Origin of the sequence: Candidatus Alcyoniella australis (assembly GCA_030765605.1) — a bacterium.
In the GTDB taxonomy this organism is placed as follows: domain Bacteria; phylum Lernaellota; class Lernaellaia; order JAVCCG01; family Alcyoniellaceae; genus Alcyoniella; species Alcyoniella australis.
Genome location: JAVCCG010000114.1, coordinates 1 through 15,468 on the forward strand (window position 1 = coordinate 1; position 15,468 = coordinate 15,468).

13 protein-coding genes are annotated in these 15,468 nt (G+C 59.0%); 4 read left to right on the forward strand and 9 right to left on the reverse strand.

Going from position 1 to position 15,468, the window contains the following annotated elements; translation table 11 throughout:
• Positions 1–433 precede the first annotated feature (433 nt).
• A complete protein-coding gene (locus P9M14_13780; GenBank protein ID MDP8256814.1) occupies positions 434–874 on the forward strand; it encodes a hypothetical protein in 441 nt (146 codons plus the stop codon).
• A gap of 76 nt (positions 875–950) precedes the next feature.
• Here P9M14_13780 and P9M14_13785 read toward each other — a convergent pair whose 3' ends face one another.
• From P9M14_13785 to P9M14_13815, 7 genes are all read right to left on the reverse strand, one after another.
• Entirely contained in the window at positions 951–2,087 is a 1,137-nt protein-coding gene (locus tag P9M14_13785; protein MDP8256815.1) for an ABC transporter permease, read from the reverse strand.
• Positions 2,088–2,207: 120 nt separating this feature from the next.
• Positions 2,208–3,338 (reverse strand): ABC transporter permease, encoded by a 1,131-nt coding sequence (locus P9M14_13790; GenBank protein ID MDP8256816.1) that lies wholly within the window; start codon positions 3,336–3,338, stop codon positions 2,208–2,210.
• On the reverse strand, positions 3,335–4,291 hold the full coding sequence (locus P9M14_13795) for an ABC transporter ATP-binding protein (protein ID MDP8256817.1): 957 nt from the start codon (positions 4,289–4,291) through the stop codon (positions 3,335–3,337). Before P9M14_13795 ends, P9M14_13790 begins: the two co-directional genes overlap by 4 nt.
• A complete protein-coding gene (locus tag P9M14_13800; GenBank protein MDP8256818.1) occupies positions 4,288–5,199 on the reverse strand; it encodes an ABC transporter ATP-binding protein in 912 nt (303 codons plus the stop codon). Before P9M14_13800 ends, P9M14_13795 begins: the two co-directional genes overlap by 4 nt.
• 3 nt (positions 5,200–5,202) lie before the next feature.
• Positions 5,203–6,069, reverse strand: a complete 867-nt coding sequence (locus P9M14_13805) for an efflux RND transporter periplasmic adaptor subunit (protein ID MDP8256819.1) — start codon at positions 6,067–6,069, stop codon at positions 5,203–5,205.
• Positions 6,066–7,424: a TolC family protein gene (locus P9M14_13810; GenBank protein MDP8256820.1), complete on the reverse strand. Its 1,359-nt coding sequence runs from the start codon at positions 7,422–7,424 to the stop codon at positions 6,066–6,068. Before P9M14_13810 ends, P9M14_13805 begins: the two co-directional genes overlap by 4 nt.
• A complete protein-coding gene (locus tag P9M14_13815) occupies positions 7,421–8,047 on the reverse strand; it encodes a TetR/AcrR family transcriptional regulator (protein MDP8256821.1) in 627 nt (208 codons plus the stop codon). Before P9M14_13815 ends, P9M14_13810 begins: the two co-directional genes overlap by 4 nt.
• A 187-nt stretch (positions 8,048–8,234) precedes the next feature.
• On the opposite strand from P9M14_13815, the gene P9M14_13820 reads away from it, so the two are divergent.
• A complete protein-coding gene (locus P9M14_13820) occupies positions 8,235–9,812 on the forward strand; it encodes a glycosyltransferase family 39 protein (protein ID MDP8256822.1) in 1,578 nt (525 codons plus the stop codon).
• Positions 9,813–9,833: 21 nt separating this feature from the next.
• Here P9M14_13820 and P9M14_13825 read toward each other — a convergent pair whose 3' ends face one another.
• Complete coding sequence (locus P9M14_13825; GenBank protein ID MDP8256823.1) at positions 9,834–10,850, reverse strand: hypothetical protein; 1,017 nt, start codon at positions 10,848–10,850, stop codon at positions 9,834–9,836.
• A gap of 148 nt (positions 10,851–10,998) precedes the next feature.
• On the opposite strand from P9M14_13825, the gene P9M14_13830 reads away from it, so the two are divergent.
• Positions 10,999–11,538 (forward strand): helix-turn-helix domain-containing protein, encoded by a 540-nt coding sequence (locus P9M14_13830; protein ID MDP8256824.1) that lies wholly within the window; start codon positions 10,999–11,001, stop codon positions 11,536–11,538.
• A gap of 123 nt (positions 11,539–11,661) precedes the next feature.
• Positions 11,662–13,638, forward strand: coding sequence for a tetratricopeptide repeat protein (locus P9M14_13835; protein MDP8256825.1), 1,977 nt, complete (start codon positions 11,662–11,664; stop codon positions 13,636–13,638).
• Positions 13,639–15,030: 1,392 nt separating this feature from the next.
• Here the strand turns inward: P9M14_13835 and P9M14_13840 are convergent.
• A complete protein-coding gene (locus P9M14_13840; protein MDP8256826.1) occupies positions 15,031–15,270 on the reverse strand; it encodes a GIY-YIG nuclease family protein in 240 nt (79 codons plus the stop codon).
• Between the last annotated feature and the right edge of the window lie 198 nt (positions 15,271–15,468).

The window sequence follows — 15,468 nt, forward strand, 5'->3', positions numbered from 1 at the left end:
CGCGCGGATTGCTGCCGAGGCGGATTTCGTCGGCGTCGATTTCGATCCTGCGTCCCTTTTGCGCACCGTGTTTGAACACCAGGTATGCCATCTGGTCTCCCGCAATTGACAAGCAAGGGCCACGGCCATCGGCACGTTATGTGCCGAGCCGCCGGAACACGCTCGTTGTAAGACGCTGATCGCTGATGCTGCTGTGGGTTGAGTATTTCAAAATAGTTGTGCGTTCCAACGCCTGTCAAGCTCAATCATCGGCCCGTCATCGCCGGATCGTGTTGATTCTTGACCGCCGCGGAATGCGCGTGCTAGCTTTTTAAAGATATTTCCATCAAAGAACGCGAAGCCTCATGAATAATGCGGGCTAAACCTGCCCAGGGCGAGGACTGTCTTTTACAGGCTGTGAAATAGATACATTAATCTTCGCAGGGGGAGATCGATGAACAGGCGTTTAATCATTGGGGCGTTGGCCCTGGCGTTGTTGATCGCGACGGTTGCGCTGGCCGGCGGCGACGCCTACGTGGGCACCTACAAGGGGACTGCCGTGCTGCTCTACGAGATGCCGACCTACGGCTCCTCGATGACCTACAACGGCACGGCCGAGGTGACGATCACCAAGCAGTCGGACGAGAGCTACCGCGTACAGTCGCTCACCAATTTCGAGGGCATGCCCGAGGCCGAGGACGCTATGACCTACAAGTACCAGGGCGGAGCGCTGACCTACTCCGACTCTGCGGACGAGATGGGAGTGATGGTCGAACAGAGCGGCAAGCTGACGCTTTCGGGCTCCGATCTGACCGGCACGGTGACCATGATCGGCAAGCTCGACGGCCAAATCCAGACCAAATCGACCACCACCTACAGCGTGAAAAAACAGTAGCCCGGCGTCGGACTCGATCTCAGCCCGGACTGGGGATACGGGTTCAGCCGCGCGACAACCGCGTTGTTGTCAGCGTTCACACCGTCTTGCGGAAACGCAGGCTCGCCAGCCAGAACAGCGCCAACCCGAGCACCGCTAGCATGCCGAACTGCGGGGCGAGCACGGCCCAGCCCGCGCCCTTGAGGATGATCGAACGCACGATCACCAGGAAGTAGCGCATGGGATTTAAGTAGGTCAGCAACTGGATCGAGTACGGCATGTTCTCGATGGGGAACATAAATCCCGAGAGCATGATCGCCGGCAGATTGACCAGCAGCGAGACGAACAGCGCCTGCTGCTGGGTGTCGGCCATCGTCGAGATCAGCAGGCCCATGCCCAGTGTGGCGAACAGAAAGGTCAGCGCCGCGAAGTAGAGTAGCGCCAGCGATCCGACGATCGGCAGGCCGAAGTGCCCTACTCCGACGATCAGGATCAGCGTGACGTTGACCATGCCGATAATCGCAAACGGCAGCATCTTGCCCGCCAGCAGCTGCCAGGGCTTGATCGGCGTGACCGCCAACTGCTCCATGGTTCCCACCTCGCGCTCGCGGGTGATCGCCATCGAGCTGAGCATCATCACGGTGATCATCAGAATCATCGCCAGTACGCCGGGCACCATGTACCACGACGAACGCAGCTCGGGATTGAAGCGGTAACGCACCTCGGTGGTGATGATCGGCAGGCTGATCTGCGCGCCGCCGGCCATGGCGCTGAGCGCCGCCATGCGCCCCTGGACCTCGCGCATTCCCTGGGCAGCGAAGATCTTGCCCAGATAGCCCATGGCCACGTTGGCCGAGTTGGACTCGCCGCCGTCGAGCAAAATCTGGACCGTGGCCCGGCGCCCGCTCTCCAGGTCGGTCTTGTAGCCTTGAGGAATCACCAGCACCACGTCGGCCAGGCCGCGGACCAGCGTGCGCTCGATCTGTTGATCGTTTTCCACCGCGCCTGCGAGGTTGAAGTAGCCCGAGTTGACCACCGCCTCGACCATCGCGCGACTGGTCGAACTGTGGTCGAGATCCATCACCGCCAGCGAGATGTTGCGCACGTCGGTGGTTACGGCGTAGCCAAAAATAAACAGCTGCAAAATCGGCGCGACAAACAGGATCGCCACCATCCGCATGTCGCGGAAGACCTGGATGAACTCCTTGCGCGTCATCTGCAGGATGCGTCCCATCTAGCCTCCATTACTCATGATGGTTCTACTGCGGCGCACAATCTGCTCGCAACAACTTCGTCGTCCTCGTTCTTGCGGCATCCTGCGCTCCTCGCAACGAACCATCATCAATAATTGAGGCTACAGCTTCTTCTTAAAGCGCAGCATCGCTTGTGAGAAGAAGAACAGCCCCACCAGCAACAGCAGCAGCGTCGGCCCGGCCAGCTCGGTCCAGGGTTGGGCCTTGAGCATGATCCCGCGGCAGATCTCGACGAAGTAGCGCGCGGGCACCACGTACGACAGCATCTGGATCCAGCGCGGCGTGGACTCCAGCGGGAACATGAATCCCGAGATCAAAAGGCTGGGCAGCATGGTGGTCAGGATCACGATCTGGTTGGCCAATAGCTGATTGGACGAAACCACGCTGGCCATCATCCCGATCGACAGCCCGGCAAAGGTAAAGACCAACGATGTGAGCACGAACAGCGTCAGGCTGCCGTTGAACGGCACGTTGAACACGGCCACGCCGACCCCCGCGGCAACCAGGCAATCGATCATCACGATCGCCAGGTAAGGCAGCATCTTGCCGATCACCACCTCGTGCCTGCGCACCGGCGTGGCGAACAGGCTCTCCAGGCTCCCCTGCTCGCGCTCGCGCACGATGGTCAAGCTGGTGAGCATTGAGGAGATCATGATGATGATCACCGCGATCAGCCCGGGAACGATTGTCGTGGCCGAATCGACCAGCGGGTTGAACCAGACGCGCACCTGGGCGGCCATCGGCGGCACGGCCTGATTGCGCACTCCGCGACGCTGCATCAGCTCGAGGATCAGCTCGGTATTGAACTGATTGACGATCGCCTCGACGTAGCTCGACGCGATATTGGCGGTGTTCGATTCCGCGCCGTCGACCAGCAGTTGGATCGTCTGGCCGCGCCCGGCCTCGAGCTCGCGGGCAAACCCCTCGGGAATCGCCAGTGCGACCTGAGCGCGGTTGCTCTCGAGCACGGCGTTGAGCTCGGCGGCGTTGGTCGGCGTCGCGGTAATTTTGAAGTAGCCGCTGGAGCTGAAGCTTTGCACCAGCTCGCGGCTGAGACTGGTGCAATCCTCGTCAGCCACGGCGAGCTTGACGTCGCGGATGTCAAAACTGATGCCGTAACCAAACAGCAGGATCATCGCCATCGGCAGCGCGAAGGCCATTGCCAGCGTGCGCCAGTCGCGCATCACGTGCAGCGTCTCCTTGCGCGCCACCGCCGGGATGCGGCTTCTCATCGGGTGCGCCCTCCCTGGGCCGCGATGCGCCGGTCCTCGCGCTCGATCAGGGTGATGAACGCATCCTCGAGGGTGGCGCGCGTCGGCCGGACTTGCGCCGCTTCCAGACCCGCGGCGGCCAGCAGACGCTCGAGGTCGGACTGAGCGCAGCGGCCCTCGTCGCACAGCACGCGGGCGTTGCGGCCGTAGATCTGCGCGGCCTGCACGCCCGAAGCGCCGCTCAAAGCGCCGACCGCGGCGGCCGGTTCAACGCTGCGGACCTCGAACATCGTACCGGCCAGCTCCCGCTGGACCAGCTCGCGCGGCGAGGCCTCGGCGATCTTGCGACCGGAGTAGATCAGCACCAGCCGACCGCAGTTCTCGGCCTCGTCCATGTAGTGGGTGGTGACAAAAACCGTGGTTCCCTCGCGCCGCAGCTGATCGATCAGGTCCCAGAACATCCGGCGGTTGGCCGGATCGACTCCCGCTGTCGGCTCGTCGAGAAACACGATTTGTGGCTCGTGCAAAATCGCCGCGCCCAGAGCCAGGCGCTGGCGCACTCCGCCGGGGAGCTGCGAGGCCAGCCGATGTTGCTCGTGTTGCAGGTCCGCGATCTGCAGCGCGTAATCCAGGCGCGCACGCCGCCGGGCGCGCGGGATCTGGTAGATCCCGGCGTAGAACTCGAGGTTCTGACGCACGGTCAGGTCGCCGTAGAGCGAGAAACGCTGGCTCATGTAGCCGATGCGCTCCTTGATCTTGTCGGTCTGCTTGGCCAGATCGAAACCCAGCACCGTGGCCGCGCCGCCGTCGGGCCGCAGCAGGCCGCACAGCAGGCGGATCGTGGTGGTCTTGCCCGCGCCGTTTGGGCCCAGAAAACCAAAGACCGTGCCCTGCTCGATCTCGAGCGACACGTCGTCCACCGCAATGAATTCGCCGAAGCGCTTGACCAGACCGTGGGCCGAGACCACGTTCATTGTCCGGACTCCACCCGCGCCAAGAACACGTCCTCGAAGTTCGGTAAAGTGAGACGCAGGGCGCGCGCCTCAATCCCGGCCGACTCGAGGGCTTTGCGGATCGGCCCCTCGCCGGTTCCCGCGGCGAGCACCACCTTGAGCGCGTCGCCCGCGGGATAGACCCGCAGCACCTCCGGCAGCGAGGCAAGCAACGCACGCACCTCGCTCGTGCGCTCGAGCTCGTACAGCTCGTCGCCGAAACGCTCCAGAATCGCCTGCGGCGCGTCCACGGCCAGCATCCGGCCCTGGTGCATCAGCGCCACGCGGTGGCAGCGCTCGGCCTCGTCCATGTACGGCGTGCTGACCACGATCGCCACGCCCTGGGCCGCGAAACTGTAGAGGATCTCCCACAGCTCGCGCCGCGACAGCGGGTCCACGCCGTTGGTCGGCTCGTCGAGCAGCAACAATTTGGGAGTGTGGATCATGTTGCACGACAGGGCGAGCTTCTTGTACATCCCGCCCGAGAGCTTGCCCGCCGGACGGTCGGCGTAGGGCTCGAGGCGTGAGAACTCGTAGAGCCGCGCCAGGCGCTTGCGCCGCACGTCGCGCGGCACGAAGTACATGTCGGCGAAGAACTCGAGGTTCTCGCGCACGGTCAGATCGGCGTAAAGGCTGTACTGCTGGGGCATGTAGCCCAGACGGTCGCGCACCTGCTCGGGCTGCGCGGCCACGTCGATGCCGTCCACGCTCAGCGCGCCGCGATCCGGGTCGAGCAGCCCGCAGATCATGCGCAGGGTCGTGCTCTTGCCCGCGCCGTCGGGTCCGACCAGGCCGAAGATCTCGCCCGGCTCCACGCTGAGGTCCGCGCCGTCAACGGCCTTGATCGGGCCGAAGCTGCGGGCTAGGTCGCGGACTTCGAGCAGCGCCACGGACTACTCCCCTAGAAACCGCACGTCCACCGGCATGCCAATTTTGAGCACGCCGCCGGGATTGTCGATCTCGATGCGGACCTTGTAGACCAGGCGCACGCGCTCGTCGCGGGTCTGCACGTTCTTGGGCGTGAACTCCGCGCTGTCCGCGATCCGCGCCACGCTGCCGTAGAGCGGTTGGTCGGGCTGCGAGTCGTTGAAAACCTCCACGCGCTCGCCGAGCTTGATCTTACCCAGCAGCGGCTCGGGCACGTAGACGTTGATCTTCATCTTTGAGAGGTCGGCCAGCGCCATCAGCGACGATCCGGTAAACACGGTCTCGCCGCGATCCACGTGCAGCCGCAGCACCGTGCCCGAAATCGGCGCCTCGATCGTGGTGTAGCTCAGCTGGGTCTGGATCACCTCCACCGCGGCCGTTGTCGCGCTGACCTGCGAGCCCACGGCCCGGCGCTGGGCCAGCAGCGTGTCGCGCTGAGCCTCGAGGGCATCGAGCTGCATCTGCGTGGCCGAGCCGGACTCGACCAGCTTGCGCACGCGCTGGACCTCGGTGTTGACGCCGCGCAGCCCGGCGTTGACCACGCCGACCTGGGAGCCGGTGGCCTGTACCGTGGCATTGCCCTGTGCCAGTTGGGCGCGCAGCAGTTTGTCGTCGAGCACGATCAGGGTCTGCCCCTGGTCCACGCCGCGCCCCTCCTCGGCGTAGAGCTCAAGGATCTGGCCGGGGACCATCGAACTGACCAGCACCTCGTCGGCCTCCACCGTGCCGTAGTACAGGTCGTTGGTCTCAGCCTCGCGCGCGCGCTCCCACGAGCGGTAGCCGAAGTAGCCGGCCAGTGCCAGCACCAGGATCAACGGGATCAAGCGTTTCATTGTGACAGCCTCCTGATCATCTCCAGGTCGCCGCCGGCAGCGGCCAGCCGGACCTGCGAGAGGCGATAGTCGTACAGCGCCTTTAGATGCAACAGCCGCGCGTTGGTCAGCGCCAGTTGGGCGTCGATCACGTCCAGGCTGGTCAGCGCGCCCGCGGTGTAGCTCTGCTCCGCGATCTGCACCATGCTCTCCGCGGTCTCGACGGTTCGCGACGTACTGCGCACGCGCAGCTCGGCCTCGCGCCTGCTCAGCTCCGCGCTGCGCAGCTCGTTATCGACGTCCGCGCGCAGCCGGGTGCGGGCCATGCGCAGCGAATGCGCCTGGGCGCGGCTCTCGCCCGCCTCGTGCCAGGAGCGCAGCCCGTCGAAGATCGGCACGCGCAGCCCCAGGCCCACGCTCCAGTTCAGGTCGCCCTCTTTGTCGAAGTAGTAGGGCTTGGAATAGCCGTAGCTGCCGCTGAACATCAGCGCGGGCAGCATTTGCGCGCGTCGGCTGCGAGCCAGGTCCTCGTAGGCGCGCACTCCGGCGTCGATCAGCTCGAACTCTGGACGGTTGACCAGCGCCGATTGCAGCGCCGATTCCTCGGACAGCGGCGCGACGTCGGTCTGCAAACTACCCGCGACCAGCACCGACGCATCCTCGGGCAACCCCAGCGCCCGGCGGAACCCGGACTGGGCCAGATCGAGCATCTCCTGCGCCTCGTGCACTTGCGGCTCAAGGTTGTTGACCTCGACCTGGGCGCGCAGCAGCTCGTAGCGCGATGCAGCCCCGGCCTCGTGACGGTTGGTCACCTGATCCAGGTGCTGCTGCGCCGCGTCCAAAGCCTGTTGCCGCGCGTCGAGGTTCTCGCCGGTAATCAGCAGGCCCAGAAACGCCTCGGCCGTGAGCTGGGCGACCTTGAGCTGCGCAGTGCGGTACTGCGCCTGGCGGCCGTCCACCTGCGAGCGCGCCGCGCGGTGGCCATAGAAGACCCGGCCCGAACCGAACAGCAGCTGGTCGAGCTTGAACTGCGCCTGGTAGTTGTCGTGGGAGCCCATCTCCATTTTCATCGGCGGGATGTCCAGGTCGATCGGCAAGTCCTCGGGCAGCTTGATCTTGACGGTGATCGTGGGCACGTTGCCCAGATACTGGTACCCGCCCTCCAACGCAAGCTGCGGCAGGTAGTTGCCGAAGACCTGCTTGCTTACCTGCTCGGCGGTCCTCACGTCGGCGGCGTAGACCGCCAAATCCGGGTTGTTGACCAGGGCGTAGTCGATTGCGCGATCAAGGGTCCAGGGCTCGTCGGCCCGGGACGCGGCGGGCGCGGCAAGCAGCAACGCCAGGGCCGCAACCGCAATAATCCGTCTGCCGATCATCGCTTCTGCTCCTTATCTTGGTCAGGGACCAGCAGGCCGTTGAGCACCACCTGGCGCATGGTGGTCACCAGGTCCTGCATGCTCAGCCCCTGGGAAAGCACGAAATGCGGGTCAGCCACGCTGATCACAATGCGCTGTACAACGCGGCTGAGCACATCGGTGTTGATCTCGGGGCGCACCACGCCCTGGGCCTGACCGCGCTCCAAAGTCTTGCTCAACAGTTCGATGGCCGTTGCCCGCCCCTGCACCGCCTGCTCCCACAGCTCGGGCATCATGTCCTGGATGTCGGACATCAGCCGCAACGAGAGCACCGGGAAGACCTCGGTTTGCAGCAAATCGAAATGGCGCTCGATAACCGTGCGCACCGGATCGTCGGAAAGCAGGTTGACGTAGAGCATCTGCATCTTGGGTAACAGGATCTCGGTCAGCAGCGCCTCGACCAACGCATCGCGGTTGGCGAAGTGCTTATAGAAGGTGCGCTTGCTCAGCGCCATGCCCGCGCACAGCTCCTCGATCGTAACCTTGCGGAACCCGCGCTCCGAGATCACGCGCCAGCAATAGCTGATTATCCGCTGCCGCGTTTTATCATCCCTGGAAACGGGCTCGTTATCCTGCGTGCTCATCTTTCCACCATAGTAAACGTTTTACGTTTAATTCGTTTCTATAGTAGCAATCGTTTCCAGCGTGTCAAGGGAAATCGCAGCCTTCTTGTGTTTTGAAAAACGACTGGTTATTTTTAGAACATTAAGTAGTAAAATAATATGTTCAACCCTTGTCGTGTGCTCATTCCAGGATTATCATAAGCAGCCGATGATAGATAAATCACTAAACTTAACCGCTAGAGCAACCATACTCGCGCTGTCTTTAATTATTGTAATAACGATCATTATCTATTCTTTTGCCGCCGTCCAGCATCCTCTATTTGGGGATGAGGCCATACATAGCCTGGGCGGCCGCCAGATTCTCGCCGGCGACTGGCATCTGGGCCAAGGGACGAGGGTGATGAAGCCGTTCATGGTCTATTATTTACTGGCTTTTTTCCAGTGGATCGCGGGCGGATCGGGTCTCGGCGGCCGTTGCGGTGCGATTCTCGCCATGTGTGCCGGAACTCTGTTTTTGTACGGCTTGGGGCGCAAGTGGTTCGGTCGTTTGCCTGCGCTAATCGCCTGTGCGATCTACCCCCTTGGTCCCCTGGTTATTGAAGAGCAGGTACTGGCCAAACCAGAGGCCTTTTACATGCTCTTTATAATTGGAGCAGCCTATTATGCCTCGTCCCTGCGACCGCTGCTCACCGGCCTATTCTTTTCTCTGGCGTTTTGCACCAAATCACAGGCCGCCTTCTTCTTTCCTTTAGTGATGATTTTGCTGTATTTGTCGGTTACCTTGCCCGAGAACTCGGATAGGTCGCGCTATCGCTGGTATACCATATTGTTCCGCTTCTCCCTGGGAACCGTTCCGCCGCTGATCATTCTGGTGGTCTGGTCGGCATTCACGATGATCCCCTTTGCTTGGTTGGGCCCGGAACTAAGTCAGGCCAGATATCAAGCAGCAACCGCTTTATCTTTCGGATACAAATTCGATTATTGGATCAGCGTCAGCGGCATGCTGCTCGGTTCGTTCCTGCTGCAGGTGCTCGCTTTGATTGCCGTGCCGTGCTGTTTCTCGTTTGTACTGGCGGGCTGGGCAGGCCACCGTTATCGCTTGCGGGATCGGCCGGACTTGGCGGCCCTGGCCCTGTTCTCGGGTGCCGTACTTTGGCATATCCTGCTGCATTGCATGCCCCACATGCCGCTCTATGAGCGCTATATGGTGCCTCATGCGCCGTGGCTGGCCCTGGTCTTGGCCTGGTTTCTGGTATGGTCCTTTAATCGAGGCTGCTCGCTGCTGAAGCTCAAACCGCGACTCAGAACCTATGCCTCTTTCGCCTGCATCGCGATCATTGGCCTATCGCAGGCGTGGGCGGTGGGCTGGTATCTGCAGGATTACACCCTGCCGAAAAAGAACAACGGGGTGCCCGAAGCAGTACGTTATATCGAGGCCCACGGTCAACCGGACGCCATTGTTTTTTCAGCAAAGAGCAAGCCCGAGTTCCTTTACTATACGTTTCAGTCCACCGTAGATTACGAATGCAATAAGAACGACCTTCACTTTCTCAAACGTCTGATCAGACGCCACCGCAGGCGTGATATGTATTGGTTCTTGAACTACGAGGAGCGGCGCAATCCGCTGCTCAGCAGTCGTAGCGATTCCGAATACGCCAATAAATGGCGGCGATCGTTCAGCCTGCAGCAAGAACTACTGGAACCGATATGTACCTTGGAGCTGGTCTGGTCGGATGAAAAACAGCACGCCTACTTATATCGAATACTAGTCAATCGGAATCGCTGAGACTAACGCCTCCCAAACCCCCTACTGGCAACTCACCCGGTACAGCGGCGGGTTGGAGCCCTCGGACACGTGCATATAACTGCCGTCAGAGGGGTCGTAGGCGATCGCCTCGCCCTGTAGCTCCAGGGCCACGGGCAGTTCATGGCGCGTGGCGGACTCCTCGGACACGATCAATCCGAACGGCATGCCCGGCTCAATGCGCCACTCGATGACTTTCAGGTACGTGCGCACCAGCAGGCGCAGGCCGTTGGTGTGGATGTCGGCAGCCGTGGTCATGTTCGGCCCGTCGCCGGTGTCGAGTTCACCCAGGTATTCCAACGTCTGCGACTCGTCGAGCTCCGGCTCGGGAAAGCGGTAGAGCTTGGCCAGGCCCGCGGGGTATTTGGAGACGATGTAGATCGTGCCGTCGGGGTGCACGGCTATGCTCTCGGCGTCGCGCGGCCCGTCAGGGTAGCTGAACTCGAAGCTCTCCCAGCTATCGAGCTCAAGCTCGTCGAACGGATCCAGCGGATCGACCTCGGGCTCGACCACGCGATAGATCGTGCAGTCAGTGCGGCTGGCGCCGTTGTCGCCGATATCCGCCACGTACAGGCATTGCTCGTCGCCGCAAGGCCCAATGGCCATGTCCTCCCAATCCACGGACCCCGCGCCCTCCAAGGTCAGCACGCCCAGGTGCTTGCCCGCAGCGGTCATCGCGTAGATGTGCGCTCCATCGCCCGAGTCGTTGTGCGCCCAGAGCACGCCGGGATTGCGCGCGCTGATCGCCAGGCCCGAGATCTCGTGCAGATCCTCGCTCTGCACTGATCCGGCCACCGACGGCGTGCCGTACTCGTCGCACGCGGGAAACGGCTCGTCATCGTCGTCGTCGTCGTCGTCGTCGTCGGAATCGTCGTCATCGTCCGCAACATCGTCGTCGTCATCTTCATCATCGTCATCCGACGTGTCGTCGTCATCCGACGCGCTGCCGCACGCGCTGAGCATTGCCAGTAAAAGCAAGATGGCCAGCAGCCCTAAAAGATTTCCGATCCGACCTGACATTGCGATCTCCATTAAAAGTCTCGCTCGATTATAGCCCGGACAGCCTCGGCTTTCCAATCGAGCGCTTACTTAACATGCTTCTCTTGTCGCGTTTAATTGACTAGTCTCCCATTCCGCGCGATAATCGCGGCCAGAGGTGGCAAGGCTGATGTCCAAGAAAGTGTACACCACGGGCGAGGTCGCCGAGATGCTCGGCGTGAACATCAACACGGTGATTCGTTGGTTCGACCGCGGAGTGCTGCAGGGCTTCAAACTGCCCACGAGCAACGAGCGGCGGATTCCGATCTCGAGCCTGCGGCGCTTCATGGCGCAAAACATGATCCCCATCGACCTGATGCACGACGACACGCCCCAACTGCGCATGCACAACCGCGTGCAGTGCAGCGAGCCCGCGAGCCTGTCGGTGATCCAGGGCAACGAGCGCTATCATTACGACGCCACGGTGCTCGACATCTCCGAGGGCGGCGTGCGCATCTCGCTTACCGGCAGCGACGGGTTCACCATTCCCACGGTGGAATACACCCTGATGCTCAAAATCGTGGACGGCCCGCTTAGCGGCGTGGATGCGGTCTGCCGCATCGTGCACATCAAATCGGTCAAGGCCCAGCTCAACATCTCGCTGCAGTTCGCCGACCCGATCCCCCAATCCAACCAACGCTGGCAGAACTTCCTGCGGCTGAAGGTCTGATAAACAGGGCTTTTTAGCTAATTTAAATTAAAACCAGCAATCAGTTGCAGAAAAATATCGTACGCGTCAGAATATCCTAATCATACGGAGAGTATATTCTATGGGAATTGGGGGGAGGTCTTTATGGGGGCGCTTGCGATAATTATTGGAGTTGCAGCAGTAATTATTGCAATAGTCATTTATCTACTCCAGAAAAAGAAATCTGAAAAAACACATCGGATAGTAGAAGAATCTAAAAAAGAACTCGATGCTATTAAATCTAAAATCGAAGCCTCGTTTGAAATTCAGACAATAATCACGCCCAAGTTCGACCTGTCTGAGATTTTCCATCCAACGTTGATTCGCGGACGTACCACAGAGCTTGGAGAGATCACCGGGCTTCTCAACAGCGGCGAGCGCGTGATCACACTGCTTGGCATGGGCGGCATCGGCAAGTCTGTGCTCGCCTGTTTGGTGGCGAATCAGGTCAAAGATAATTTCGCTGCTGTGTGGGGATTTTCGTTCAAGACCGACACGAGTCTGGATGGGTTTCTAAAAAAACTCGGAATCCATCTGTTTGGTGGTCAGATACAGCAAGCTGGCGAAGGTCAACTACGGGCAGCTGTTGATGCGAAACTGAGCTCGGGCAAATATCTGCTGATCCTCGACAACTATGAAAGCGTATTGCAGGCCCAGGACCGTAAAGAACCAGGTGCAATTGCTTTGGGAGCCTATTTGAACACCGTCGGATTGCAAACCAATCTGCTGGTCACCACGCGTGAGAAACCCTCGCGCATCAGCAAGGAGCATGTATTCAAGATAGGCGTTGTAAGACGCGGCTCCGCCATGCTGATCATTGAGGATGAGCTGTCCGATAAGAAGGAGCTGTTCGCAGCCGACAAGCTGGATAAAATTGCGGAGAAGCTCCTTGATCACCCGCTGGCCTGCAGGCTGGTTGGCGGCTACTTGGCAGAGATAAAAATTGATCCTAATCAGGCTATCGAAAAGGTTCGAGAGTTCCTGCTCAAAGCCACGGGAAAAGCCACAGACGATCATTTGACCAGCTTTGATAATTCCCTGGCCTTGAGCCTGGAAGCGCTCTCTGCCGACGAGCGCCGACTGATCGAGGCTGTGTCGATCTTTCAGGGGCCGTTCACTGCCGAGGCCGCGGGATTTATCGCTGAGTTTGACGAGTCTATTCCAGTTCTTGACCGCCTCAGCCGCCGCAGCCTGGTCGAATGCCGGGAAGTGCCGCACTACCCCAAAGTCGAGGTCTACACGATCCACGCCCTGATTAGGGAGACTATCTGGGAAAAGGCCGATCAAAAACGCTGGCTGCAAAAGCTCTCCCAGTACACTCTGCTGATCGGCAGTGATATTTCCGCACAAAGATATGTATCGGATATCGACTTCCTGGTCTCGGTCCAGCAGATGCTTCCCGACCTGGTCCGCGGCGCGCGTAATATGGGAGAAGGTGGCACTGCGGCTCTACATAATCTTGGTATTTTGTTTGAAGGCCAGGGAGATTATCTGACCGCGCTTCGTCTATTTGAAGAAAGTATGAAACTAGAGCCACCTGACAACAAAAAGGGTATCGCCCAATCCTTCCACCAGATCGGCATGATCCATCATGATCGCGGCAATTTGGACTCCGCCCTGAAGCAATACCAGCAAGCGCAAGAGATATTCGATGAGCTCGGCGCGAAAAGGGAGCAGGCTGCCGTCCTTCACCAGATCGGTAGAATCCATGAGCTGCGAGGCGATTTGGACGCCGCCCTAAAGCAATATCAGCAGAGCATCAAAATCGAGAAAGAACTAGGTAACAAGGCGGGCGTTGCCCAATCCCTCCACCAGATCGGCATGATCCATCAGGATCGCGGCGATTTGGACGCCGCCCTGGAGCATTACCAGCAGAGCCTCGAGATCGAGATTAGTTTAGGTAATCAGCTTGGCATTGGGCAGAGCTATGACACCATCGGTCCTTTACTCTTTGAGATGGGAAAAAAGGATGAAGGACTTAAGTTAGTTCAGCAGGCCCTGGAGATCTTCGAGCGCATCGGCGCCAAGCCCAATGTCGAGAGAGCGCAACACAACCTCGAAATTCTGCGCGGCATGTTGTAGGACGTTTCACGCCAAGTCCCAGCAAATTCACCATCCGCACGTAGATCCTTCGGCCCGGGGACTCAGGATGACGGTTCTCTTACGATATTAATGGTATATAGCGCTGTCAGTCGCACGCGGGCTGTCATTCTGAGCAAAGCGAAGAATCTACTTTCTACAACCACCAACCGCCAATTCACAACAACTTCACCGTGCGTACGTAGATCCTTCGTCCAGGGGACTCAGGATGACGAATAGCGTACGATATCGGTCGGATAAAAATCCGTCCCCATGAAAGATGTACGTCAGCTCGGTTTGGTAGGTGGTCGGGTTTCCCGCGCCGTAGAAAACGTGGAACCTGCCCTCGGGAAAGTTGTGAATGGCGACCGCGGTTCGGTTTCCATTGGGATGGCCCTCATGCCCAGTCTAACAAAGCCATGATCAGCCGCGTGAGCAGGCCGGTCGGCGCAGGCAGCGGATCGATCCTTTATCGGCCATTCATGGCCTATCAATGGCCATATAATGACAACCATGCAATTTCAGTGAACTAAATGTCGTGTTCCCAGAGCTGCACATCTCCGGTGCGTTGGCTCATTTGAAAGTGTTCGATTGCTCTATTTTAATTTCTTGTCAGCTTTTTTCTCGGCCTTCTTTTTCTTCTTTTCCTTGCTCGACAACTTCGGCTTATTGGACTTATCTTGCTTTACGCCCTTTTCCTTTTTCGACATCAGATCATCCCCTGTGTTTATTAAGCCCTTGTCTTGGTTTTTTTGCCGTTTTCCGATGCTGCCCGATGACTTGCGTCAAATCAGCCACCAGCTTACTTCTATCGCGCTCGTTTCTCAAGGCGTACCGATTTTTTTTTGCTACTTCCCGTTTGAACCGGATTATCCATCGCGGCTTGTTGACCAGACCAGAAATCCCTTGTATTCGATCATCAATTAGCACATAATATATTCTTATCAGTTTAATAAGCACGCATACAATAACTTGATACCAGGCGATCTGCCGTTAATTTAATTAGATTAGATACTTACGGAGGAAGCGTCATGTCCTGTCGTTCGCCAAAACTCGTCCGTCAATTAAATCAACTGGTTGCGACCCCCTCCTAGCGCACTTTTTCTGGCCCCACGAACCCTCGAAACTTCCCGCGCAGTGTCGGTCCGCTCCTGGGATACGCCTTTTTTCGATGCCAGTCCCGTTTGCTACTCCAACCGTTCGCAGCTCTGAAAAAACGGGGCTGTCTTATAAACCATGTATTATCAATATCTTCTCATCGTTAGGACGAGGTGGGCCAAGTCCGAATGATTTGGAGAGGGGGAGCCTACTTCGCTTCCTTCTTCGCAAAAGCTACGAAGGACAAGCAAGCTTCGTAGGCCGAGGAGCGAAAAGAGCCCGGGCGCGTCCATAAGATCACCAAAAATGTCTATTCGAAAAAGCATGTCCCGATCCGATTTTCAGGTATTTTTCGAACGCCACTGCTTTGCTCTTGTCATCAAACCAGACGGCAACAACGACCTTCCATGGAGAATATTTCGCTGTGTGCTGGGACTTGCCTGCATTGTGCTCGGAAAGCCGTCTCTTAATATCGGCCGTAACGCCAATATATCGCTTGCTTAGGTCATTTTGGCTTTTCAGCAGATAGACGTACATTTCACCTCGTCGTAAAAGCCCTACTTCGCCTATACTCCGCTCTTTGAAAATCGAGTCATGGTCAATGGCTTTGACCTGCCCCCAATCGCTGGTCCGGTTTCTAAGTTAGTCCAACCGCCCTTTTCGGGCTAGCGTTTTCCATTCCTTTCTTGCCCTGCGCCGCTGCGAATTCGACCGGCGTTAGATTGTTCAGGGCGC

Bases quoted from the DNA above. Each gene is read 5' to 3' on its own strand.
- P9M14_13830 (MDP8256824.1), top strand. From the start codon at position 10,999: ATGTCCAAGAAAGTGTACACCACGGGCGAGGTCGCCGAGATGCTCGGC.
- P9M14_13825 (MDP8256823.1), bottom strand. From the start codon at position 10,850: ATGTCAGGTCGGATCGGAAATCTTTTAGGGCTGCTGGCCATCTTGCTT.
- P9M14_13780 (MDP8256814.1), top strand. From the start codon at position 434: ATGAACAGGCGTTTAATCATTGGGGCGTTGGCCCTGGCGTTGTTGATC.
- P9M14_13840 (MDP8256826.1), bottom strand. From the start codon at position 15,270: ATGTACGTCTATCTGCTGAAAAGCCAAAATGACCTAAGCAAGCGATAT.
- P9M14_13835 (MDP8256825.1), top strand. From the start codon at position 11,662: ATGGGGGCGCTTGCGATAATTATTGGAGTTGCAGCAGTAATTATTGCA.
- P9M14_13790 (MDP8256816.1), bottom strand. From the start codon at position 3,338: ATGAGAAGCCGCATCCCGGCGGTGGCGCGCAAGGAGACGCTGCACGTG.
- P9M14_13785 (MDP8256815.1), bottom strand. From the start codon at position 2,087: ATGGGACGCATCCTGCAGATGACGCGCAAGGAGTTCATCCAGGTCTTC.
- P9M14_13795 (MDP8256817.1), bottom strand. From the start codon at position 4,291: ATGAACGTGGTCTCGGCCCACGGTCTGGTCAAGCGCTTCGGCGAATTC.
- P9M14_13810 (MDP8256820.1), bottom strand. From the start codon at position 7,424: ATGATCGGCAGACGGATTATTGCGGTTGCGGCCCTGGCGTTGCTGCTT.
- P9M14_13805 (MDP8256819.1), bottom strand. From the start codon at position 6,069: ATGAAACGCTTGATCCCGTTGATCCTGGTGCTGGCACTGGCCGGCTAC.
- P9M14_13820 (MDP8256822.1), top strand. From the start codon at position 8,235: ATGATAGATAAATCACTAAACTTAACCGCTAGAGCAACCATACTCGCG.
- P9M14_13815 (MDP8256821.1), bottom strand. From the start codon at position 8,047: ATGAGCACGCAGGATAACGAGCCCGTTTCCAGGGATGATAAAACGCGG.